General features: G+C 42.6%; 24 protein-coding genes. 9 read left to right on the top strand and 15 right to left on the bottom strand.

What is annotated here, in order from left to right; translation table 11 throughout:
* Window positions 1-4: 4 nt before the first annotated feature.
* The 5 genes from mtrA to mtrE are packed head-to-tail and all read right to left on the bottom strand — an operon-like array spanning window position 5 to window position 3,520.
* Entirely contained in the window at window positions 5-727 is a 723-nt protein-coding gene (mtrA, locus tag AOB57_RS09360; protein WP_054298306.1) for a tetrahydromethanopterin S-methyltransferase subunit A, read from the bottom strand.
* Between the two features lies 1 nt (window position 728).
* The gene (locus AOB57_RS09355; protein ID WP_054298307.1) at window positions 729-1,055 is read right to left on the bottom strand and encodes a tetrahydromethanopterin S-methyltransferase subunit B; all 327 of its coding nucleotides are present in this window, start codon (window positions 1,053-1,055) and stop codon (window positions 729-731) included.
* A complete protein-coding gene (gene mtrC / locus AOB57_RS09350; RefSeq protein WP_054298308.1) occupies window positions 1,052-1,855 on the bottom strand; it encodes a tetrahydromethanopterin S-methyltransferase subunit MtrC in 804 nt (267 codons plus the stop codon). The genes AOB57_RS09355 and mtrC overlap by 4 nt, the downstream gene beginning before the upstream one ends.
* Before the next feature lies 1 nt (window position 1,856).
* A complete protein-coding gene (mtrD, locus tag AOB57_RS09345; RefSeq protein ID WP_054298309.1) occupies window positions 1,857-2,609 on the bottom strand; it encodes a tetrahydromethanopterin S-methyltransferase subunit D in 753 nt (250 codons plus the stop codon).
* On the bottom strand, window positions 2,606-3,520 hold the full coding sequence (gene mtrE, locus AOB57_RS09340; protein WP_054298310.1) for a tetrahydromethanopterin S-methyltransferase subunit E: 915 nt from the start codon (window positions 3,518-3,520) through the stop codon (window positions 2,606-2,608). Before mtrE ends, mtrD begins: the two co-directional genes overlap by 4 nt.
* 778 nt (window positions 3,521-4,298) lie before the next feature.
* Here mtrE and AOB57_RS09335 point away from each other — a divergent pair.
* The gene (locus AOB57_RS09335; protein ID WP_082384147.1) at window positions 4,299-5,219 is read left to right on the top strand and encodes a sugar phosphate isomerase/epimerase family protein; all 921 of its coding nucleotides are present in this window, start codon (window positions 4,299-4,301) and stop codon (window positions 5,217-5,219) included.
* On the opposite strand, the gene AOB57_RS09330 is transcribed toward AOB57_RS09335, so the two are convergent.
* Complete coding sequence (locus AOB57_RS09330) at window positions 5,155-7,074, bottom strand: sodium:solute symporter family protein (protein ID WP_054298311.1); 1,920 nt, start codon at window positions 7,072-7,074, stop codon at window positions 5,155-5,157. The two genes, AOB57_RS09335 and AOB57_RS09330, sit on opposite strands and share 65 nt — an antisense overlap.
* A 442-nt stretch (window positions 7,075-7,516) precedes the next feature.
* Here AOB57_RS09330 and wtpA point away from each other — a divergent pair, with 442 nt between their 5' ends.
* Both wtpA and AOB57_RS09320 read left to right on the top strand, forming a co-directional pair.
* Window positions 7,517-8,605: a tungstate ABC transporter substrate-binding protein WtpA gene (gene wtpA, locus AOB57_RS09325; protein ID WP_054298372.1), complete on the top strand. Its 1,089-nt coding sequence runs from the start codon at window positions 7,517-7,519 to the stop codon at window positions 8,603-8,605.
* A gap of 419 nt (window positions 8,606-9,024) precedes the next feature.
* Window positions 9,025-9,612: a molybdenum-dependent transcriptional regulator gene (locus AOB57_RS09320; RefSeq protein ID WP_054298312.1), complete on the top strand. Its 588-nt coding sequence runs from the start codon at window positions 9,025-9,027 to the stop codon at window positions 9,610-9,612.
* A 15-nt stretch (window positions 9,613-9,627) separates the two neighbouring features.
* Here the strand turns inward: AOB57_RS09320 and AOB57_RS09315 are convergent, their stop codons facing one another.
* The 4 genes from AOB57_RS09315 to AOB57_RS09300 form a co-directional block, all read right to left on the bottom strand.
* Entirely contained in the window at window positions 9,628-10,092 is a 465-nt protein-coding gene (locus AOB57_RS09315; RefSeq protein ID WP_054298313.1) for a universal stress protein, read from the bottom strand.
* 256 nt (window positions 10,093-10,348) lie between these two features.
* Window positions 10,349-11,407, bottom strand: a complete 1,059-nt coding sequence (locus AOB57_RS09310; protein ID WP_054298314.1) for a COG1361 S-layer family protein — start codon at window positions 11,405-11,407, stop codon at window positions 10,349-10,351.
* Entirely contained in the window at window positions 11,400-12,506 is a 1,107-nt protein-coding gene (locus AOB57_RS09305) for a COG1361 S-layer family protein (RefSeq protein ID WP_226999461.1), read from the bottom strand. Before AOB57_RS09305 ends, AOB57_RS09310 begins: the two co-directional genes overlap by 8 nt.
* A 29-nt stretch (window positions 12,507-12,535) precedes the next feature.
* The gene (locus AOB57_RS09300; protein ID WP_054298316.1) at window positions 12,536-14,896 is read right to left on the bottom strand and encodes an efflux RND transporter permease subunit; all 2,361 of its coding nucleotides are present in this window, start codon (window positions 14,894-14,896) and stop codon (window positions 12,536-12,538) included.
* A gap of 239 nt (window positions 14,897-15,135) precedes the next feature.
* Between AOB57_RS09300 and AOB57_RS09295 the strand changes: the two genes are divergently transcribed.
* The 3 genes from AOB57_RS09295 to AOB57_RS09285 all read left to right on the top strand — a co-directional run bounded on the left by AOB57_RS09295 (window position 15,136) and on the right by AOB57_RS09285 (window position 17,168).
* Window positions 15,136-15,906: a TrmB family transcriptional regulator gene (locus tag AOB57_RS09295; protein ID WP_054298317.1), complete on the top strand. Its 771-nt coding sequence runs from the start codon at window positions 15,136-15,138 to the stop codon at window positions 15,904-15,906.
* Window positions 15,907-16,108: 202 nt separating this feature from the next.
* Window positions 16,109-16,771 (top strand): MBL fold metallo-hydrolase, encoded by a 663-nt coding sequence (locus tag AOB57_RS09290; protein ID WP_054298373.1) that lies wholly within the window; start codon window positions 16,109-16,111, stop codon window positions 16,769-16,771.
* Window positions 16,772-16,835: 64 nt separating this feature from the next.
* The gene (locus tag AOB57_RS09285) at window positions 16,836-17,168 is read left to right on the top strand and encodes a ribonuclease P protein component 4 (protein ID WP_054298318.1); all 333 of its coding nucleotides are present in this window, start codon (window positions 16,836-16,838) and stop codon (window positions 17,166-17,168) included.
* A 134-nt stretch (window positions 17,169-17,302) separates the two neighbouring features.
* Here the strand turns inward: AOB57_RS09285 and AOB57_RS09280 are convergent, their stop codons facing one another.
* Window positions 17,303-17,608, bottom strand: a complete 306-nt coding sequence (locus AOB57_RS09280; protein ID WP_054298374.1) for a signal recognition particle protein Srp19 — start codon at window positions 17,606-17,608, stop codon at window positions 17,303-17,305.
* A gap of 183 nt (window positions 17,609-17,791) precedes the next feature.
* Here AOB57_RS09280 and AOB57_RS09275 point away from each other — a divergent pair, with 183 nt between their 5' ends.
* The 3 genes from AOB57_RS09275 to AOB57_RS09265 all read left to right on the top strand — a co-directional run bounded on the left by AOB57_RS09275 (window position 17,792) and on the right by AOB57_RS09265 (window position 19,905).
* A complete protein-coding gene (locus AOB57_RS09275; RefSeq protein WP_054298319.1) occupies window positions 17,792-18,049 on the top strand; it encodes a hypothetical protein in 258 nt (85 codons plus the stop codon).
* Between the two features lie 212 nt (window positions 18,050-18,261).
* Window positions 18,262-19,125 carry a DUF5803 family protein gene (locus AOB57_RS09270; RefSeq protein ID WP_054298320.1) on the top strand — a complete coding sequence of 288 codons (864 nt, stop codon included), beginning with the start codon at window positions 18,262-18,264 and terminating at the stop codon, window positions 19,123-19,125.
* A 96-nt stretch (window positions 19,126-19,221) separates the two neighbouring features.
* A complete protein-coding gene (locus AOB57_RS09265; protein ID WP_054298321.1) occupies window positions 19,222-19,905 on the top strand; it encodes a type IV pilin in 684 nt (227 codons plus the stop codon).
* 154 nt (window positions 19,906-20,059) lie between these two features.
* Here the strand turns inward: AOB57_RS09265 and AOB57_RS09260 are convergent, their stop codons facing one another.
* The 4 genes from AOB57_RS09260 to hisG form a co-directional block, all read right to left on the bottom strand.
* Complete coding sequence (locus AOB57_RS09260; protein WP_054298322.1) at window positions 20,060-20,701, bottom strand: NAD(P)H-dependent oxidoreductase; 642 nt, start codon at window positions 20,699-20,701, stop codon at window positions 20,060-20,062.
* Between the two features lie 362 nt (window positions 20,702-21,063).
* Complete coding sequence (gene hisB, locus AOB57_RS09255; RefSeq protein WP_054298323.1) at window positions 21,064-21,639, bottom strand: imidazoleglycerol-phosphate dehydratase HisB; 576 nt, start codon at window positions 21,637-21,639, stop codon at window positions 21,064-21,066.
* Window positions 21,640-21,685: 46 nt separating this feature from the next.
* Window positions 21,686-22,423, bottom strand: a complete 738-nt coding sequence (gene hisA, locus AOB57_RS09250) for a 1-(5-phosphoribosyl)-5-[(5-phosphoribosylamino)methylideneamino]imidazole-4-carboxamide isomerase (RefSeq protein WP_054298375.1) — start codon at window positions 22,421-22,423, stop codon at window positions 21,686-21,688.
* An 83-nt stretch (window positions 22,424-22,506) separates the two neighbouring features.
* Window positions 22,507-23,376, bottom strand: coding sequence for an ATP phosphoribosyltransferase (gene hisG / locus AOB57_RS09245; protein ID WP_054298324.1), 870 nt, complete (start codon window positions 23,374-23,376; stop codon window positions 22,507-22,509).
* Window positions 23,377-23,459 lie beyond the last annotated feature (83 nt).

Here is a 23,459-nt window from a genome sequence, read left to right as displayed (position 1 = left end):
TACGTTACCTCCCTAGCAGTAATAATCCAAGCAGGGATATGGTCACTGTCAACCCTATCATGATGCCTTCAATCTTTCCTGCGTGAACTCCTGAGTGGAACTTATTCAAGTTTCCTATATCCATCATTCGGGCTTCAATTGCCTTCAACCTGCTGCGAAGAACTGCAATTTCACCGGAAACCGGTCTTACAACGCCGCCTTCTTCTTCTTCTTCGCCCTCCTCACTGATTTCCACAATCATTGGTTCTGCGTCAAAGGCACCGGGATCTTTTGAGGCGAGTTCTCTTACCTTGGCGGTGATAGCGCCCATATCTTCGGTATCGATCAGATCGACAGCCTCAACCTGCTCCTGGAAGCGAGCAATTGCTTCAGCATTCAGGTTTTCCACATATGGAATTGCCCCTACTGCTCCTTCAATCCTGTTATCTTTTACACCGTTTGCATGGAGGGCTAACATCGACTGTCCGGTAACGTGCCCTTTAACCTCAGAACCAGTGACAAGCAGGTATCTGATGTTAGGGTTTGAGATAATGTGAGCAACTACCTTTTCAATACCAAGATTTTCAGTTTTGCATGATCCGGTAATGGCTGCTCCTGCATCAAGAATTGGCTTTCCTGGAAGGTGTGAACCACAGGTAATTACAAGTACACAGTTCTTAACATCGCCTACTTCATATTCACCTTTCAGGATAGGCCATCCTGGGGCTGGTTCTCTCTTCTCTACCATTTTACACCACCCCTTCCATCAATCTTGTAATATATATGATTAGGACCAGCAGTCCGCTGAAGGCAAGACCCACAACGATTCCGTAGAAGGCATTAGAGTAAATTCCTGCCTTGTAGGAGGTGTTCTCACGGCCTGGCCAGGAATTAAGGAGCGGTTCGCTGGGTGAAAGAGAATTCACCAAGTCATCTGCAATTGCATCCAGTTTGTCCACTCTCTCAAAGACGGGTTCCATGGAATACTGAATCGAGTCTTTCCGTTCTTGTGTGACGGCTCCAGAATCCGTATCCATGACCAGGTTTATCTCGGGAGCTATACGAACAATGCTCATTGCAATTCCTCCGCACTTGGAAGCAGACCGGTTCCAACCACTGCATGCGCATCTCTTTTAATAAGCGCGTAGTGCTTGCTGAAGGCAACATACCAGATGATAATTCCTACAAGCATGTTTACGCTAGCCGTCAGCAGCCCTTCATGGAGTGAAGACGCAAAGCCTGTAATAACTAACGCAATAGCTCCTTTTTCAACAGCAAGCATGAGGGTTCTGTCCTGTTTCTCATCAGGTCCCAGGCTGGCATTGAAAGGATGAAGTATTCCCATACTGCCTATTATAAAGATCAGTGCAATGTATCCGGTTGCAATAACACTTTCGATAACTGCAGCATACTCGAACGACCCGGCAATAACTACACTCAAACCGAGAATTACAAGAGTACCAGCACCTGCAATTTCTACCATTGCCTGTTCCATAATAGGGATACCCATGCCGATTACCTTGTTTGCAAGGGCACCAATAACGGCACCTATAATTGCTGCTACAATGAAAGCAACTATGGGCCCTGCAATGCCTCCTATGGAAAGCCCGAATAAAGCTGCTACAATACCCATACCGAGAGCTAGCATACCAATTGATGGAACGCCTGTACCAAGCCCATAGCTTGCAACACGCCTAACTGCATCAGCACCCCAGACAGTTGCACAGATTGCTCCAATGCCTCCGAAGAAGGAATACGCCGAAGGTGCAATGTGACCCAGGTAAATTCCGACTAGACCACCGACTATACCCAGAGCCATTATTGTTTGTGCAGGATATCCGCCTTTAGCTTCTCCTCCTGCTCCGCCTACAGACATTTTAAATACCTCCAAGCTCTGCGATTGCAATTACAGCCACGATAGCACACAGTATTGATGCTATGAGGGAAGAAATAACCGCTTTCGGCCATTTCTTGAATTTCGGATCATGGAACCCTTCAATTGTACCTCCTATGTTATAGGATGGAATTACAGCGTTCACTAAGAAAATGCCTATTGCAAATATTGCTGCAAGTGCTACAAGTGAGTTCCCTGTGACTGCAGTGGTAACACCGACACGTTCCAGCCCAGCATTCACACCTACTTCAATGAGTGAATAATAAACCAAGGATCCTCCGAGCCCACCAAGAGCAGCCCCGATGACTCCACTCACAAAACTGACAGTAGGAATCCCGTGACCCTCTGTACCCTGAGACACGTAAATATCCTGTCTGTACTTTGTTATAGGGTCAGTCTTTACTTTTGCGGAAGAAGGCACAACACCTACACCATAAACATAGACCCAGGTACCGATAATCATGGTCACAGCGATCATGATCATTGCTCCTACTGCACCTGAGGCAGCAATCAGGGCAAGGTTGTCCGTTACGTTCATCATAAACCCGGCACTGACAAGCCCTGTAAGACCTGCACCTGTTGCCAGCTGCACTGTACCGGTACCGACTCCTGTCGCCTGAGCCATAGCTGCAGGTGCACCACCTACGGGCACGAAGTGGACACCCCAGGAGACCAAAACGCCACCGATAACAATGAAAGCTATCCAGAGGATATTTCCTAAGATAGCGTCAATCATGCTGAAGCCTCCTCAGCTTTATCTTCTTTGTAGGGCCCAAATGCTTTGCGGGCTGCAACTTCGATCTTCCAGTTCCAGATAATTAAAATAAGGACAATAATAACACCTACAGCAACAGAGAGCCATCCTATTGTCAGGCCCTGTGTAGGATCAAAAATAGTGGTTATCCAGCTTCCCAGGAATACAGTCATACCAAAAGCAATCCCTGTGACAGGACCTCCGAACTTGGCACAGAACCAGGAGTTATCAAACCCATTCCTGAGCCCTGATTCAGCATATCTTACAATGTTTCCTGAGTTTGAAGCGTTCAGCCCTGAACCGAATTCAAACTGCTGAAACTCACGCTCTGCACCGTAGTGAACGTCGCCTGTTGACGATCCTATCGCACCTATAGTAATACCCCAGATAAAGGCCAGCATGGCTAGCGGGAAGGGATGTCCGAGTACTACGGTCATTAAATACGACACCACTAGTACACAGAAGGTCGTTATGAACGCAAATCCCATAATTGCTGGAACGTGGGATCTTATCATATCAAGATAAATCGGCTGCTTGAACCGACTCTGACTGGCACATCTGCCCATTGTAGCAGTTACCGCAAAGGTACCATGTACGCATGCTGCAATGAGAGAACCGAATACCAGTGCAAAGAGCGGAGATAGCGTAAATACACTTATTAATACTGTTGCAACGGCTGCACCAATTGAACACATTAAAGCATTGGATGGTGGTTCACCTGAAATGGCTTTATTAAAAATTCTGTGTGGATATGCCATCTGGGGAGCTAGCTGCACCTGAGAGTTGGGGTTACTCTGCGATCCTATATCCGATTCCAGGTCTTCTGATACACCTGCAATGGTCGCAGCCACTCCAATTAATGCAAGCACTCCCATGCTTACGAGTGGTTCCATTTATTTTCCTCCTTTTTATTATTACATGTAATAATTGGATTCAAAAAACGCTGTACATTTTTTTGAAATCGTCTGCCATATCATCACAAAGAAATATGATTATGACGCGCGTTAATTTTTTGATTAGGGAGGATCATTCATAAACCTTTCGAAATATGTAGGCTTTTAAAATATTATTATAGGACTATATAATATACAATCAATTTTATAAGACATGTTGGGTGGGGTAAAACAAACAAATTCATACATTTATATAAATAAAAAAATTTTACTTCGTTCAATATAATATAAAGATTCCGATTGTAACAAGTGAATTTTTTTATCAATTAGTAAAAAAATATTTGTTATTTTTATATTAATAAATTCGTCCGGTGTTGTTTTTATATTATTAATTTTCATAAATAGTAAGTTGTATAAACTTCTTCATTTATTTACTGTATAAAATATATATATTACCAGTATCATAAACAATAAATTATTTAATACTGTTTGTTTGCTGGAAGAAAGTATTTTCATTAAAGAAAACTATATACTTTTTTAAAAGAATATTTATGAAATATTTTAGATCGTTATGCGTATAACATCTTTTTATATATAAATATGTTGGCTAGTTTTTACCTATTATGAGCATGAAATTGCCTGAGTAAGCTTTAAGAGGGAATTTTCACAGGCTTTTAATTCTGGCTTCAATCAGAACAATTATTCTTAGGATTTCTCGCAGTTTGAGTACTGCAGGGATCAGAAAAGAATTTTTATATTTAGTTTCCTTGCTTAATGCGTGATATTAGGAGCTTCATCTTTTGCCGGTGCACCTGGGAATTTAAAGGAACATGTTGATTCCATAGAGCTGTACATTCCCAAGCTTGGGGTCTATGACGATTTGACACTTGAAAAGGAAAAGCTTGACAGGGTACTGGATGAAATTTCAGTCTATAATCTTGCAGTTACAATTCATGCTCCTTACTGGGCTGCAGATTCAAAATATCCATCTGCTCTCCAGATAGATACTGCACAGATGGACAAGAGGGAATTTGCCCTTATGGAAGAATCAATTGCACTTGCAAACCGGACTGGAGCCCCTGTTATGGTACTGCATCCGGGCAGAATTGGGACTGATAGGGAAAAATCGTTCTCGTCTATGATAGAAAACCTGAGCAGGCTTGCCTCAGTAGCTGAAGATTACGGGGTTATCCTGGGCCTTGAGAACAAAGAAGATACAGATCCTTCGAATTTTTGCTGTAAGGCAGAGGAGCTTTCCCGGACAATAGAAACTGTGAATTCCGGATACTTGAAGGCTACCTTTGATATAGGGCATGCAAACCTTACCTGCGGAGGTAATCCTGAAAAACTCAGAGAATTTGTTAGGATCCTGCAAAAGTACATAGTTCATCTCCACCTGCACGATAACAGCGGAGAGTGGACACAAAGATACGATGGGGATGAGCACATGGCTCCAGGAAAGGGCTGTGCAGACTTTACAGTCCTGAAACTGCTTTCAGGATACAAAGGAGTCTATAATTTTGAGGTATTCTCACTCGATGATCTCTATTTCGGAAAAAAACTCTTAAAAACGCTCTTAAACTTTAAAAAGCTAAAATTACAAAAAATAAACAAGGTTCAATTAGAACCCCGTTTTAATAAAAGTCCAGACTTACACTCTTCTGACCAAGCACTTTTTTCAGCTCTTCATAGGCAGTGAAAAGCTCTCTTTTCTGCCTTCCCACGGTTTCAAGCCTTGGCTCGGCTTTGAGCCAGATATCTTGCTCTCCGCTTCCCCTGGAAACTGCTACACAGGCAAGCATGTCCCCATGAGTTAGCCTGTATATGGTGTCAAGTCCTGTAGGCGTAACCCAGGCTGGAGAACTCGCTTTAAGTTTATCTACCAGTTCGTGCCAGCTAAGGCTTCCTGAGACCCGGAGATTAAGCTGGAGATGAGCACGTTCTCCTGTAACTTTTTCATTCAGGTTTTTGAGGAAAACACTGTACTCAGGATCATTTTCATTGATATCTTTTGCCTCATAGCGGGCAAGCTCTTCTGCTTCCTCTTCAAAAAAGGGTGCGAGATTTACTCTGCTAGAAGGTTTTGTCATGAGAGATACTAAGAAGAAAGTGATTGCACTGAGAGACATTCCCACGATAACTCCGTGGTTCATCAGAACGGGATGAATGCTTTCCAAATAGCTGGGAGCAAGAGGTGGAGTCTTTATAAGGTCCAGAGCTACAAGGGCTACCTGAACTGTAAAACCAACTACCATGCCTGCAAAGGCTCCTTCCTTGGTGGCCCGCTTCCAGTACAGCCCTCCCATGAGCGGGAAGAAGTAAGAAGAGCTTGCAATGAAAGTTGCAATGTGAATAGCATCTATGATATTGGGGATTACGAATGAGCCTGCTGTTGCAGCGAGTATAATAAACAGTACGCTGACCCTGTTTACCAGCATCATTTCTTTCATTGTAGCATCTGGCTTTATGTACCTCTGGTAGATGTCCCTTGAGATACAGGAGGCTCCTGAGGTTGAAAATGTATCCGCACAGGACATGGAAGCAGCTGCAAGTCCTATTGCACTGAGGGCTATCACTGCTGGTGCAGAGGCAAAACGTTCACTTACAAAGGCTAAAAGTGCGGGTTCTGCAAGGGACATGCCTGCAGGGAAACCCATACCTGCTATATCAGGAAAAATGTAACTGAGGGCTATTGCAATTACGGCACATGCCGCGAAAACCACAGCGATCATAAGTGACCCTATAATCATTCCAAGACTGGCAGATTTTGCATCCCTTGCTGCCCAGACTTTCTGCCAGGGGTCCTGCTCAATAATCCAGCCAGGAATGATAGCAAAGCAGAAAATTAGTACCATGGGAAGACCGATTGAAAGAGGATTCCACCAGTCTCCTGACACGCTTCCGAAAAGTTCGGAACTGCTTATTGCAGGCACCTGAAGCCCTCCATCTGTCACAGTCCCTACTGCAACAAAAGCCATTACTATTATGAAAAGGGAGAGGAAGCCAAACTGGATAACATCCGTCCAGACAACTGCAGATAGTCCTCCAAGCGTCACGTAAATCGAAACTGCAATTGCAACAATGGCTGCGGCATAAAAGGGATCAAGACCGTAGAATGTCTGCAATACCAGGGAAAGCCCTGTAACATCGGCAACTGCAAAGAGAATCATTACAACCGTGATAATCAGGGCAATAGGCCATCTGACTATACTGCCATAGCGCTGTTCTAAAAGTTCGGGTTGTGTAATTGCTGGCAAGTTCTTAATCTTTTTCACAAGCACTGCGATTACGAGCAGGGCAATGATATTCGGAGCTACAAAAGCCCATATAGATCCCATTCCCTGAAGCATGAAATACCCGATAACTGCAAGAACTCCGCCTGCTGTTAGCCAGGAAGCTGCAGCTGAAAAACCAAGGGGAGAGGGCCCTATTCCCCTTCCTGCAAGCCAGAAGTCAGTAATAGATTTCTGTTTTTTATTAAAATACCAGCCGACCGATACAAGCCCGGCTATGTAGACCGCAAGCAATATAAGGAAAATATTGTAACCGTCCATAAAGAAACCTTCAAAATGCTTTAGTATTGTAAGCAAGCACAACTTTTTTTATTGAAATATCTGAGATATTAATTCATTTTCTTAAATTTTATCTTTTATATATTCTCATTGTATTAATATTTGAGTAAATGATTTTTTACTTAAATCCAATCATTTATTAATATCTTTGCTGGGGGATGGACTTATTTCCCTCATATTAAGCAAGTTAACTTGGATTCAAACTGCTCTTAACTTCCATCAGTCAAAAAGAAGAATATTTTCATTTAACCGCTCCAGACTCCATAATTATCGAAAATAAGAATGCCTGGAGACCCCTTGCAGTTTTAAAGTAATTTTTGTGGCATTTAGCACACTTTCTACTCAAATATTACTTTTTTATTGTAAAAAAGCAGTTATTCTGCCTCAAAAAGTTTATATCCGTTATATTCAAAACGACATAACCATGAAGGTTAAAACCAGAATTTTCAGATTGATATCAATTCTCCTGATCCTGGTTGTATTTGCCAGCTCAGGTTGTGTTGGAGATCAGGGTGAGAACAAGAGTGCGGACTCTATGGAAAACGCCTCTGGAAATGCTGCTGCAGGTGGAGGAGAGACTCTGACGATTTTCCATGCAGGAAGCCTGAGTATACCGTTTGAGGAACTTGAAGCTGAATTCGAAAACCAGCATCCGGGTGTAGATGTTCAGAGGGAAGCCGCAGGCAGTGCACAGAGTATAAGAAAGATCACTGAACTAGGGAAAAATGCTGATGTGCTCGCATCTGCAGATTATGCCCTGATCCCGTCCATGATGATGCCTGAATATGCCGACTGGTCTTCCGCTTTTGCAAGGAACCAGATGATCCTTGCTTATACAAATGAAAGTAAGTACAGTAAGGCAATCAATGGAAATAACTGGTATGATATTCTCAGGCGACCTGATGTCCGATTTGGTTTCTCCAATCCTAATGACGACCCTGCAGGCTACAGGTCACAGATGGTAACTGTGTTAGCAGAATCATATTATAATGACAGTCAGATCTATGACGATCTTATCCTGAATAATACAGGCATAACTTTTACTATCCAGAAAAACGGGACAGCCCTCGTACAGGTTCCTGCATCCGAAGAAATTGCTCTGAACCCTGATAAAATCATGCTCAGAAGCATGGAAGTAGAACTTTCTTCTGCCCTTGAGACCGGGGAAATAGATTATCTCTATATCTACCGGAGCGTTGCCGAGCAACATGGATTTAGATATGTAGAATTTCCACCTGAGATTGACCTGAGTTCACTCGACTATGCTGACAATTACTCAAAGGTCCAGGTTCAAATGGAAAACGGAGAAGTAGTTACAGGATCCCCAATCGTGTATGGTGTAACCATTCCTAAAAATGCTGAAAATCCGGAGCTTGCTGCTGAGTTTATAAAATTACTCCTCGAAGAGCCAGGTCAGCAGATATTCATAGAAAACGGACAGCCGCCTATCGTCCCTGCGATTGCTGAAGGAAGAGATAAAATGCCTGAAGAGTTGCAGCCGCTTGTAGAATAAAGACAGATAAAATAAATAAAAAACAGCCGTGTAGCCAGTTTCGCAGGGTTTGAGAATATGCTGAGTGGCAGGGTTATATCTTCGGGCCGCAGATTTCTGAGAATTGAAGCCGGGTAGATATTTATTAACGCTTCAGGGAATATTGAGGATGGGAACCAGGTACACACCTTCCTGAGACCTGAGAACATAGCTTTAAGTAAAACTTCCACACAATCCAGAGTCTGAAACTCCCTGCAGGGTAGGGGTACTTAAGTCTGGATGCTGGGAGCTCTTGTCAGGGTGAAGCTTGACAGCGGCATTCCCTTAATGCCCTGTAATCCGGCAATCGGCGGAAGAAATGAATATTCTTCTCGGGATTCCGGCCTATGCCCAGTTCAAGGCAAGTTCTGTCCACGTGCTCCGGTAAAAGGTGAGAATCTATGAAAGCAAAAACAAAGCTCTGGTTTACGGAAGGCGGAAAAACGGTTATGGGTGCTGGAAGAGCTGAGTTATTGAAGACAATAGAAGAAGAACGCTCACTTCGGAAAGCCTGCAAGAAACTCGGAATTTCGTATAAACATGCCTGGACCATGCTTAAAAAAATGAATGAAGCTCTTGGCGAACCCGCTGTCATCACAGTACGTGGGGGAAAGGAGCAGGGTACCTTCCTGACCGATCTTGGTAGAAAGTTGCTGGCTGAGTATGAGGCAGGTAAACAGCTTATTAATGAAACAATAGAGGATGAAACAGCCTGGGAAAACATTAGTTTTAAGTTATCAGCCAGAAATCAGTTGTCAGGTAAAGTTCTTGAAGTGGAAAAAGACGGGCTTGTTTGCAAAATTACAATTGAGGTAGAACCTTCAATTATAACCTCAGTCGTTACCGAAGAAGCTGTAGAAAAACTGGATATAAATCCTGGAGACAGGGTTTACGCAGTTATTAAATCCACCGAAGTAATGATTGCAAAACATGTCAGTGAAAAAAGGCAAACCGAAGCCAGTTCCAAAGAGCCAGATCGTTCCGACTGAATTTATAATCAAAATTTAACAGGAGGTTTCAGATCTGCTCTTCCCCCGGACGACCAGAACCGGAACTTTTGAGCCTCTTACTACTTTTTCTGCAACGCTTCCAATCAGAAATTTTTCGAGCCCGGATACTCCAAGGGTACCCATTACTATCAGGTCAGCATTATTACTTTCTGCAAATTTGATAATCTCATTACTCGGGCAACCGTCTAAAACAACCTCTCTTACCTCTACCCCTGAAGCTTCTCCAATAGTCCTAACTTCGGATACCGCCTTCTCTCCATCACTTTTCATGATGTTATATATTGTATCCCTGCCAATAGTCCAGTTCTCGGAAATCGTGGACATGGTATCAACTACATAAAGGGCATAGACGGTAGCCCCACTAAGTTTCGCAAGCTCAACACCATAAGAAATAGCTCTCCGGGTGTTTCTGGATCCATCTGTTGCAATCACTATATTTTTATACAGTTCTCCATTCATATCTTATACTCCATTCTCTTTAAGCACAATGCACCGGCGTGACGGAAAAAAATTAATTCGGTTATACTCAGAAAGGTTTGATTTTCAGAATTATTCAGGTGATTGCTTTGCTGTTCGAGTAAAAAATTCAAACTTATAAAGCCGGATATGCGTATTTCTAAAAATAAAGAGTTATAACCCTTTTAAAAGACTATCTAGATATCTTTCTTTGGATACGCTTTTAGCTCAAACCTTTTTAATATTTTGGTGGTTAATTTCAGTCCTGTCTTTTCTTCCTTAACATGACGAAAAATGCTGCAAGAGCCATAAATGCCACGCCTGTTACCGTCTGATATCCAGGAAGGCTCTCCTTAGCAGGCAGGACCTCAGTGTTAATCTTGATACTATCTGAGACCTGATTGTGCCCGTCAGCATCTTCATAGAGAATTTCACTGTTGAGAGAATAAGGCTTCGGGGTTGCAGTTTCGTCTACATCCATATCGAAAACGGCAACAGCACTTTCTCCCGGGTTCAGAGTTCCGAGATAAGCCTGGTCGTCAGTTGTGCTGAAAGGATCGGCTGCACTGACCCTGACAGTGGCATCTTTTGCTGGTTCTTCGCCACTGTTTTTATAGGTAACACGGAGCATTCCGCCTTCTTCAGGGTAAAGGTCACCTGTCACGTTTGTGACTTCAAAGTAAGGCTCTTTTTTGACCTTTATATTGATAGTCTGTGTCTGAGTTTTGTTTTCATACCACATGCCTACTTCCTTGTTAGTTACAACACCTGTTGTGGTGTCAAATTCGTCTCCTCCTACCTGGACATTGTGCTGGTACTGGTATGAAAGTTCAAGGATTAATGGATAGGTGCCTGCAGGGGTATTTTTGTTAATCTCAATCGTAAATTTTGTTGGGCTTGAACTCTGTTTACCCTGTCTGAGAGTGCCTGCTTGCTGTGACCCTGATTTAACCTTAATATTAGGGTTTTCGGATTTGAGGGTTGCAAGGATGCCTACTGCTGTCGTAGCCTGAGCTTCATACTGCATTTCTGACTGCTGAAGCATTTCATCTACATAATTCCCGAGATCTACTTCGTTTTCAACTTTAAAACCGGTAATTTTGCCTTTATTCATCATCTCTATATTAAGGGTTACAGTATCTCCTCTCGAAAATTCATTATCTCCGATGAGTGTTGCACTAAGGTCAGGCCCTCCATATACGCTGTAATAATTCTCACTGATATCAAAATTTTCAGGTAGAGCTGCTTGCGCTGGAAGGATCACCCAGCAGAGGACTAGAAGGGTTGTAACAGCAATAGAAAATCCATTTTTATTCATTTAAATCACCTGATACATTCTCATTATTCTTGTTTCTTTTCCGGTACACATTTATGATCTGATAAAGAGCGATAAGGACAATCAGTATGACTGCTACACCCGTTATGCTAAATTTTTTTTCTGAAGCTTCAAGGTGTATACTTACTTTCATGTTTTCTGAAAAGGAGGTTTCCCCATCTTCGTCAATATATTTTATTTCACTATTTATGCCGTAATTCTTCACAAGGGCATCCTGATCTGCAGAAATCACGAACCTGGCAATTTTTTCCTCCCCTGGTTCTATGTCTCCAAGCCTCACTATGGATTTCTCAGTACTCAATGGGCTCATAACGATAATTCGGGCTAAAGCGTCTTTTGCTACACCCTCCCCGGTGTTCTTATAGGTGATTTCAATGGCTTTACTCTCTCCCTGAGCTAAATTTCCGGAGACATTGGTCACTTTTAATTTAGGTTTATTTTCTATAGAGATAGGTATTTTGAGAGTTTCGGCTTTAGTTCTGTACTCTCTTACATACCGCGTATCCGTTAAGCCCAGATTTATTATGTCTGCAGTTGTAGTCCGAACGTTTGCTTGATACTGATAATTTAAAGGCAGGAGGAGCTCGTAACTTCCAGCAGGTGCCTCACTATCTATTTTTATTGTATAGCGGAGGTTTGCCGTATAACCTGTTTCAAGTTCCTCCACAATCTGCAAACTGGCTGTAGGTTCGACTTCAATATACTCAGTTTCAGACACAAGGACGGCTTTAATATCTTTTGCTGTCGTGCACTCTTTTTCTTCTTCCATTTCAGCCTCTGCAAGCTTCTCCTCTGCTGAGTCTGGAATTCTATTCTGGTTTACGTTAAGCCTCTTGAAACCTTCTATCACTCCACAATTAGCAATTATTATCTGCAGGTCTACTGTTTCCCCCCTGCTGAGTTCGGGGTTCCCTGTAATTGACGCACGGATGACCGGCTCCCCAAAACTCTTGTAATAGTCCACGGTATATCCATGCCCTGGAATAAGGTAGTTTGTCTCATCGTTATTTCCGAGGGCTGGGAATGCAGTAATAGATAATATTGATAGTATTAACGTGATTATAGTGAATTTTTTAATCATTTTTTGCCTTAATTTTATGGTCACTAGCCTCATATTTCGGCTCCCTGAGTTTGTTTCTGTATTTCAGTCCCTTTTTCTGCCGTCCTGAGACCTTTTCTTCTATCCCGCCAGGTATCAAGGGAAATCATAAGTGGCGGAAAGACTACAAAGGTTGCCAGGAGAGCCAGCACGATATCGATAACCGTAACCATACCGAAGTCTGAAATCATTGGGAAGGGGGAAACCAGCAGGGCCATAAACCCGAATACTGTTGTAGCTCCTGAAGCGAGAATTGCGCTTCCTATTTTGGAACTAGCCGTCCGAATTGCTTCAATAGGGCTTTTTCCTTTGTCCTTTTCTTCAAAATAACGTTCCATCATGAGGATTGCGTATTCAGACCCTACCCCTAAAATCAGGGCTCCCAGGGTTGCTGTCATGGGAGTGTAGTCGATATTAAGGTAGTTCATGACCCCTCCTGACCAGCCGATAACTATGAACATCGGGATTACAGGAACGAGCGCTTTCACCCAGTCGCGGTAGACGACAAGAAGCCCTGCAAGCACAAGAATAAGGCCTAAGAATGTCATCGCAACTCTTCCAGTAGTAAGAGCAGTAAGAACCTCCATAAACACGACCGAGTTTCCAGTAATTGTAACTGTGGTTCCAGGTGGAGCTGGCATCCACTGTATATCCTGCTTTACAATGTTTGTAAGCTCCTCAATCCCTACCAGCTTGATGTCCGAAACCGCATTTCCAATATTGAAGTTCAGGAGAAGCATGTTCTTCCCATACATGTAGCGATTCTTCTGTGCCTCGGGGATCTGGGAATAGATGTTCTCTATTTCCTGGCTGGTATCGGGGATTACTCCTCCATTTTTTTCCTTTACGAGAGGCACTATGCTAGTAGCGCTGTAAATATGTCCATTGGATGCTACCTCATGTTCAGAAAAACGGTCTATCCATTTCAGAACATCCGGGTTCGCTGTGTCTTTTACCTTGATGATGAGATTCAATTCATCGCTTCCCCCCATGATATCTCCCATGTGCTTGAGATCAACAAGAGAAGGCATATCCTGGGGCACAAAGGTTTGAACATCAGTCTCAATAGGTACAGACTGATCGAGATAGAAGCCACCAAAACAGAGTATGCATGCGATTCCCAGTACAAGAACGTCGTATTTGAGGGTCGTATTCGTAGTTTTCTGGAGGATTCTTCCTATCAGGCGATTGCTTTGACTTTCTTCCTCAGATTTTTGCTTCTTTTCCGAATTTGAAGGTTTTATCTTATTTACTACTTTCTTCAGTGGATTTCTCTCCGAATACTCGTCAAATAGAGAAATCGTTGCAACGCCTACGAAAATGGAAGAGAAGTAACACATTAAAATGCCTATCATAAGCAGTTGCCCAAAATCCTGGATCATTGGCACAGTAGATGTAAAAAGGGAGAAAAATCCAAGAGCTGTCATTGCCAGAGCTATGAGAACTGCAGGACCGGTATGCTTTATAGTTTCTATAACTGCTTTTGTTTTGTTTCCTTTTTCCTGCAATTCTTCCTCAAGTCTGTTGTGGAACTGAATAGCATAATCAATCCCCACACCTATAAGGATCGGGAACGCAGACATAGAGACCATGGACATTGGAATCTTTAAATAGCCCATAGCTCCGAAGGTATAAACGATGCCCAGAAGAACTACAGGCAGAGGGAGAAGAGACCAGCGGACATGCCTGAATACGAGGAGCAGGACAATTACCATGAAGACGGCTGAAAGCCCTAAAAGTACGCCCATACTGGAATTCATCTCATAGTTCATGGAAACCATGAATGCCGGATCGCCAGTAACAATAATGTTGTAAGATGGCGGAAAATCTGCAAATGAGACGGCATCTTCAGTTGCTGTAAGAATGTCTTCCTGTACCCTATCGGTAGCTGAACCTGCCATAACTACAGAAATCAGCATATGAGTATTGTCAGGGATGATCTGACCGAAAATTGCAGGGTTTTCATCTATAATGGCTTTTATTTCTTTATCGGTTTCAGGAAGCGTGTACCTTCCTATCATCTGGTAATTAACCTGTTTGATAAGGGAGGCAGGGCTTGTAGTTTCGATCACCCCATCCGTAGCCTGTAGCTGATGCTCTAACCTGTCTACGGCTTTCATCAGATCAGCACTTTTTACCTCATTGCCCTCTACCATTATAACAATAGATTGTGTCTGAAAAATATTCTGATAAAGGTGATCATAATCCTGGTAGAGAGGAGAGTCTTTCCCGACAAAGGTTTCCGTTCCTGATTTCATCTCAATAAGCTGTGCTCCCTGTGTTGATATTATTATGAACAGGAAAGCTATCAGGAGTACGGAAAAGCGGTTATTCTGGATAAAAAACCCCAGTTTTTCAAAGGCATTTTTAATAGTAGATTCCTCTCATAATTTTTAATATGAAGTCAATTTAAGGACTTTGAGCCACGCCTTCAATATGTTTTTTTCTTTTTGAGCTGGAGGCTTACTTACCCATTCAGGGTCTATTAACCTGTATTCAAATAGACGTTCTTATAATTATTGCAATGTGCGGCAAATTTTTTTAGTAGCCCAGGTCTATGACGTATATAGACAGAAAAGATTTAAGTTTATTGTTACATTAGGGGTAACAAATGTTTCCACAAATTAATCCTCAGTTAATTCGCAACCTTGAAAAGCTCGGGCTAACCGAAAATGAGGCAAAAGCCTATGTCGGGCTTGTAAGTTTGAGAGAAGCTACAGCCCGTGAGATCCATGAGCTTACAAATGTGCCAAGAGCCAAAATATATGAAATTCTCAAAGCACTTGCCAAAAAAGGTTTTCTTGAAGTAAGGCAGGGATCTCCTACCTATTTCCGGGCAGTCGACCCAAGGCAGGTAATCGGGAAGATAAAAGACGAATTTATTAATTGTGCAATCGAGACGCTTGACCAGCTCAATGAACTGAGCTATGAACTCCCAAAAACTTCTCCTGTATGGTGCATCCAAAGTGATTGGGGGATAAAGAATAGAATACGTGAAATCTTGGATAGAGTAAAAGAAGAACTTATTATTTTCTCGTCCAGCCCTGAGTTTCTAAAAGAGTTTGAACCGGAACTAAAAAAACTGGAAAAAACCTGCAAACTGACTGTTATCGTTGATAAACCGGAAAGGTTCAGTTTGCTGCCTTTTGAATTCAAAAAAGCCACAGAGGAATTCATTGATTTTCTGGATAATATTGTAATTGATGGTGTTAGGTATAATGAAGAGTTCTTCCTGATTGCTGATGGGAAAGAGTCAATTGGAGTTCACAGTGCAGGAAACAAGAGAGAAGCAGTGGTAATCAAACTCCCGATTGTGTGTTATATGCAGAAGATGATCTATGACAGGGTACTTGAGCCAGGTTATGTTAATAAGGATAGGTAATCAGTTGCTTTTCAGGTGTTTTAACTTTTTTAAGCCTTGTGATGCTTCTGTGAACATTTTCCTCTTAAAAGATAGATAGAGTCGATACTGTCGGATACTATTAATATAATCGCAAAACAATTCTTCTATGAATATAGTCCTGATATAATCTTTCTATAAGGTTTTCTCACAAGCTCAATTACGGAGTTCGTAGGTGTATGAGATGAACAGTGTAAAGATAGGAAGAGTAAATATTCGATGGCTGGGTCACGCTGGTTTTCTGCTTGAGGGGGATGGAAAAAAGATTTATATCGATCCTTATGATCTCGGTGAAGAGCCTGCTTTTGAAGATAAGGCCGACATCCTGTTGATCACCCATGAGCACTCTGATCACTGCAGTCCTGATGATATCCGAAAGGTCCGCAGGTCAGACTCAACTACTCTGATCCCTGAAAATTTATCCCTGCAATTCAAAGGGGATGCAAGAAGGATTGGGGAGGGAGATGTGCTGGCCGACGGACTTGAAATAAAAGGAATCAGGATTGAGGTGGTTCCGGCTTATAATATCGATAAACCCTATCATCCGCATGGATTCGGAGTAGGATATATAGTGGAGCTTGGAGGAATCCGGATTTATCATGCAGGAGACTGTGATTTTTTCCCTGAGATGAAAGATATCAGAGCAGATGTCGCCCTTTTGCCCATAGGAGGGACGTACACAATGGATGAGGAGGAGGCAGCAAATGCGGCTGCAGCCATTTCCCCAAAAGATGTAATTCCGATGCACTATGGGAAACCTGGAATTACAGACGGAGATCCCGAAAAGTTTAAAACCCTTGTACACGGCAAGAATCCTGATATCAATGTGATTATTCTTGATTCCTGATTTCGGTTTTTAAAAACGCTTCAAAAATCGAGATCCAATTCGAAAATGCAGGATTGGTTTACCAATGTCCAGAATAGCAAGAAAACAGCAGAAAAACCTGATTCAGGTTATTGCAACCCAGCGCATGTGGCGGCTTTTTGAGCTTGCAAGAAGGGAGCATGACGAGCATCCTGACCGCAGCGAGCGTTATGTGCAGCTTATCAGGAATATCTCTATGAGAACCCGGACGAGTATTCCAAGGGAGATAAAAAGCAGGATCTGCAAACACTGCTACGCTTTTCTCGTGCCCGGGAAAAATGTCCGTTACAGGCTGAAAGAAGGTTATGTTGTTGTTTCCTGCCAGCGCTGCGGAAAAGAAATGAGATATCCCTATAAAAGACTAAAAAATAAAGACTAACTAGACTTATAAAGACTAACTTGGACTTATAGAGGCTACCTGAAGTACAAACAGGGGAATTTCCAAAACACCCCGAACTATTCATCTCTGGGCTTTCAAAGTCTTTTTTTATATATTAAGAAGCAATATTAATATCAGGTTTTGGCAGGACTCTCCTGGCCTCTCATCTTTTTTATAGCTAAGGCAATCTGTTTTGCGATAACAGATTTCGGACCTTTATCATCTACAAGCACCCTCCCGCTTACTTCCCACCAGGATTTGGGATAGGCTTTTTCAGGCTCTACTTCAGGATGTAAACCAAGCTGCTGGGCTGCCTCTTTTATCTCGCTAAGTTGAGGTTCCTTTATTGCATTTTTCCGGGAGATAATTCTACCGCTGCTCCTTGACTTCGTCTGATCCAGATATACTGGCCAGATTACAAGTTTTCCCTTATCTCTCATCATCATATTATCTTCGTCCTAAATTGCTTTCATGCGATTTAAAACTGCCCCGGAAACCTCCTATGGTCAGGACAGTTTTCCTGTCTGCCAGGATAGTTTTCCTGCTTACCAGATCTTTAGTTTTATTGTATCTGTAACCTGTAATTATTTATCTTCCCCGGACAAGTTTTGAATGGTGTTAATATGATTCCATCGTTTGCAATTGATGAAAAGGTGAGAGCCTATATAAGAAAGAGCGGGCAGGATTTCAGGCTATCTACATCCCCTGAGGGACCTGTACTTCTTCCACTGGGTACAGCCGATCCCAAGCCTTCAGACCTTAAAATCCTGATTGGTAGCAATATTCTTTATGTTTCCAAGCTTCAGGCAAAGTATATAAAGAAAGTTGACTGGGCTATGGTGGAAAGATTCCTTAACTCTTCCGGAAAATCTGATATTTGAATTTTTGCTACTTGCCAGGTCTATCTTATTATTCAGGAAAGTGAGCTTTCAATCATATTTATTAGAGATGTCTATCCGTGTTGTTTATTAAGAATAGGAAGCATAGGGTAAATATTAACCTGTCCCTGACCCTGCACAGGTTTTATCTGGAAGAAGAGTAATTTGCTGCAGGCTGTAAAGAGGTCGCTTCAAGCTCAAGGGAGAACTTGTTTGTGAGAATAAGAACGAAAATTGTGTTTATGTTCCTTGCCCTGCTGGTGGTCTTAGTATCGGGCTGTATGGACCAAAAAAAGGAAATTGTCGTGGATGAGCCTGGCAATATTTCTAATTACGAATTTGAGGTTTTTCTAAATGAATCAAGCAATCAAACACTTGCAAATACAACCACGTACTATCTGCTGGAAGATAATACGAAGGTGCAGGTTGTAAATATCGCAGTAAATACCAGCAAGCTTGAGATTTATCCCCCTGAAACCCTGGGCGGTGGTCGCGAAGAGAATCCGATTCAGAATTTTGTACTGCTTGTAGAGCCTGCTAATGAAACCACAGCAGCCCCGCAAACTTTTGAAGAGCTATCACGCAGAAACGAAACTTCAGATCTGAATTATACCCTGACTCAGGAAATCAGCCGGAATATGAAAGTTATAAACTTGGAGTTCAAAGAGCCCGTAACAGGTTTTATTGCATATACGCTTGAAATTCCGGGAACCCAGGGCTTTGCGTTCCTTAAACCCAATTCTGAATTTATCCGTGTGGTACTTCCAGAAGGATATGTCACTGGCAACAGGGTATTCGGGATAGCCAGGCCGGAGCCTGCGAATGTAACCGTTGATGAAAAAGGAAGGCAAAACCTCCTGTGGATTTCCTCGAAGATGGGAGAGCGGGAGGAAGCTATCCAGGTTAAGTACTATACCAAATCAGCACCCCTGCTTTTCTCTGCTGCGATTATAGCTCTGCTCTGCGGAGTTGGTCTTGTGCTTTTGCATTATGCCAGAAGCAGAAAAGAACTTGAATCGGTTCGAGGGATTTTCGAGCTCGAAAAGGAATATGACCAGAGACACCGGAGGAGGAAATAATTCAGGAGAAATTCCCTCCAAACTTTTCTTAGTAAATTCCTTTTTCCCAGAGCTCTTAATAAAGTATTTATTACAGTGTTACCTATTTTCTCATTGATGAAAGCCTGCAGAAAGTTTCGAGATAAAGGTCTCTTCTCATCAGAATCAGCATCCGAAGCTGTAACTCCTATTGTAGGTTCTCTCCTTACGCTGCTTATTCTGGTTGTACTTGCGGGTGCAATTTCTGGCATTATCTTTAACAGTGTTGGAGAAGACGCAAATTCTCAACCTTTGATAGCGAAAATTACTATTGAATCCTGTGAAGGAGGGCTTTACGGGGTAGGTTCGATGACGGATCGGGTCAGGCTTGAGGAAAACAGGATTGTGCTTATGCACGAAGGAGGCGATGCTCTTCCTTTCAGCACCATTTCCATAAGGATTTCGGGATATGGAAACTCTTACCAGGGTGATGTTGGAAAAGGAGGAACTCGTGCTGAAGGAGATACGGAGGTTTTTTACGAGAATTTGAGCCCTGAAAAGAAAAACAATACATACGTTACCCGAAACAGTGCAACTCTTGAAGACGGCTTCTGGACTATTGGAGAGAAATTGATCCTGTGTGGGCAAGATAGTTCAAAATATGTTAATTCCAGTGTGAAAGTAAGTGTGGATGGAGACAGCAACACCTCCGATAATTATGGTTTCAAAGCGGATTCTGAAATCCTTTTTAGAGTTATTGACAGCAAAAGTAGGAATATTCTTGTTGAAAAAAGAATTATTGTACAACATGCAGGCAAATAAAATGATATAAAATCGCCAGCAGGAAATAAAGGATAAAATTAAAAAGTTAAAGAGTAAACAGAAGGAAGTAAACAGGGAAAAACAAGAAACGTTAATTTTCTCATTTAAAATTAATCAAAATTGAATATTTAAACTTGAGGACTCTTCACCTGAATCAAAGTTCAAGCAGCCTCTGTTTATACTTTTCCAGCTCTTCAGCCCCTCTTTCCCATTTCATAGCACTGGCTTCGTAAATTATGTATGATGGGAGCACCTTCATTCCCATATATTCAAAAACACAGTGTGTTACTGGTTCGAGATGTCTGTTAAGGTCGCCATGCGCGCCTCCTTCGGAATATATTTCCTTCGGAGCCCCTGTTGTCGTAACAAGCATTGCAGACTTCCCCTTGAAGAGACCGGTATCATAAGCACTATTGGTAACCGGGTCAAACCCGAACCCAGGTGCCAGAACACGGTCTATCCAGCCTTTCATAATGGCAGGCATAGCCGTAAAATAAATAGGAAACTGAAAAATCAAAAGGTCAGCCCATTTTACTTTTTCCATCTCCTCCTTTATATCAGATGAAAAGGCTCCTGTCTTTATTGCTTTTATAGCCTCTAAGAAAGGGTTGAAAATCTCAAGATTTTTCCTCTCCGGAAAATCCGAAGCTTTCAGGACAGGGTGAAACTTCATTGCATACAGGTCAGATAGCTTTACTTCATGCCCCTTTTCCTGCAAGGCAGCAAGGGCTGTATCCTTTAAAGCGCCGTTAAAAGATTTCGGTTCCGGATGTGCATAAACATAAAGAATTTTCATTTCATCCCCCCAAATTCTATCTATAAAATTAATTTCCCAGAATAAAAATTTACGGTTTCCCTCTCCTTTGAGCCAGCAACAACGAAAAAATATGCGCTTAAACCTATAGAATCTGCTAAATTATGCATTAAAACAGGATTTGAACGTAGATACTTACACTGACTCAATCCACAAAAAACTGCAGAAAACCACAAAAAGCACGGAAAAAGCTGCCCCACATTTGTAAATCAACCTTCCTGAGACAGCAAAGTACCTATCATAAACCAGTTCGCCTGGGCAAAGATTTACTATTACTTACCTCTAAATTAGCCCTCTTGAGCGAAGCGAAAAGGGCAGCGCACTGCAGAGCCGCAACTCTGCCGTTACAGAAGCCCTTTGGTGCTCTTTACCTCTTGACCCTCGACCTTTACAGCCCGTTTCATAGCATAGGCAAAAGCTTTGAAGAGAGCTTCGATCTTGTGATGGTCATTATCGCCATAGACACTTGCATGGATGGTAATTTTCGCATTTGAGGCAAACGTTTCGAAGAAGTGTTTTACAAGCTGGGTACTGAATTGTCCAACCCTAGGCGCTGCAAACTCGGCTTTCAGGACAAGATAGCTGCGCCCACCTATATCCAGGACAACCTCGGCAAGGGCTTCGTCCATTGGGATTCTGGCTTCCCCGAAGCGGGCAATTCCTGCCATATCTCCAAGCGCATCTGCAAGCACTTTTCCGAGGACTATCGCTGTGTCTTCTATCAGGTGATGCTCATCCACATACAGGTCGCCATCCGCATGCACCTTAAGGTCAAATTCCGCATGCCTGGCAAAAGAGATAAGCATATGGTCAAAAAACCCGATCCCTGTGTTGACATCGGCAATTCCTGTGCCATCAAGGTTCAATTCAAGCTGGATATCGGTTTCTTTTGTCTTGCGGGACATTCTGCCTGTTCTCATACAGCATCACATTCTCTTTAAATTTATAAAAGCTTTGTATCTTGTCTCAATCATGCAGAATTGCGTCAATTGCAGCCTCAAGCGTGAACCTGCCTGTATAGAGAGCACTGCCTATAACAACTCCTGCCGCCCTGGTCTTCTTTAGAACCTTCAGATCTTGCAAAGAACTTACCCCTCCTGATGCGATTACGGGGATACTAACAGAATCGACAAGCTCTTTTGTAGGAGCAGGATTTATTCCCTGCATAAGGCCTTCAGTATCTATATTTGTAAAAAGCAAGCTGCCTGCGCCCAGTTCTTCAAACTTTCTGCCCATTTCCACAGGAGTATGTGCGCATTCTTCAGTCCAGCCTTTGATCGAGATTTTACCATTTTTTGCATCCAGGGCAACAGTTATGCATTCACTTCCAAAGGCATTGGAGAGCCTTTTTACAAGTTCCGGGTTCTGAAGCGCAGCAGTTCCGAGAATAACCCGCGAAACCCCCAGTTTAAGAAGAGCAGATGCATCCTCAAAGCTTCTAATACCTCCTCCAACCTGAATCCGCACTCCTTTCTCCCGGCATGCGCTGACTATTTTCTCAATTATAGGAGCGTTTTTGCGTTTTCCTTCAATTGCTCCATCCAGATCTACAAGGTGCAAGGTCTTTGCTCCTTTTCGGACCCAGTCAAGGGCAACTTCAAGAGGATCATCGAGGGATACAATCTCACTGCCCGGCACTCCCTGGACAAGTTGAACGCACTTTCCACCCCGCATATCTACCGCAGGAATCACTTCAAAAATCATATAAACCAGCATCTCCGGCAAGTTTTGAGGAAATCTCCTTTGCTTATCTTTTCTTATATTATTTTTCCACGTCTATTCCTTTTTCAGGGCATTATCCTCTCGATAGGTACGACAAGGATGTCCCGTGCACCAATTTTCTTTAACTTATTTACAACAGTAAAAATAAGGTCTGCGTCCACAACAGCGTGAACTGCAAGAATAGATTCTTCGGACAATTTGCCGGACTCAACCTTCATAACTGTTGGGCCTGACATCCCTGGCAGAACCTCTTTTACTACCTCAAGGGAAGCCTCAGGAACATTCATCATAAGATAACGCCGCTGTTTAGCATTGAGCACACTTTCCAGTGCAGTTTTTATATCCAGGATTTTGTCTTTTGCTTTGAGGCTTTCCTTATTTGCGATCATGTAGACTGTGGAAGAAAAGACTGTATCAATAGCCTTTAAGTGGTTTATCAACAGAGTTGTTCCTGAGCTTGAGATGTCCACAATTGCATCGGCAATTCCGACATGAGGAGTCATCTCACAGGCTCCGCTGACCTTTATGACTTCAACGTTAACTCCAAGCCTTTCAAAATACTGACTTGTGATTTCCGGAAACTCGGTTGCAATCTTTTTGCCTTCAAGATCCTGAGCTTTCTGGAAATCCGAATCTTCAGGGACAGCCAGAACAAGGCTCGCCTTTCCAAATTTCAGATCCAGAAGGGTTTCAACCCTGGCTCCCCTCTCCATAATAAGATCCAATCCTGTAATACCGACATCTGCAGCTCCGTCCTGTACGTATTCAGGTATGTCAGCAGCCCTGGCAAAGAGGATATGGATATCCGGATCTGTAGTTTTTGCAAAGAGTTTTCGACTTTCGGCTCCCCCACTGATTGGGAGTCCTGCATCTTTGAAAATGGAGATTGTGGGTTCGTAAAGGCGCCCTTTATTGGGTATTGCAATGCGAATCATCTATTATGTCCTCTATAGGTAATCTGCCGGGAAACTTTTCCCGGGCGAACTTTTCCAAGTAAAAACGTTTATCCAGAATACTT

It is taken from the genome of Methanosarcina flavescens, assembly GCF_001304615.2.
GTDB lineage: Archaea > Halobacteriota > Methanosarcinia > Methanosarcinales > Methanosarcinaceae > Methanosarcina > Methanosarcina flavescens.
Note: the sequence above shows the minus strand (reverse complement) of the source record. Positions and strands in the feature narration are given on the sequence as shown.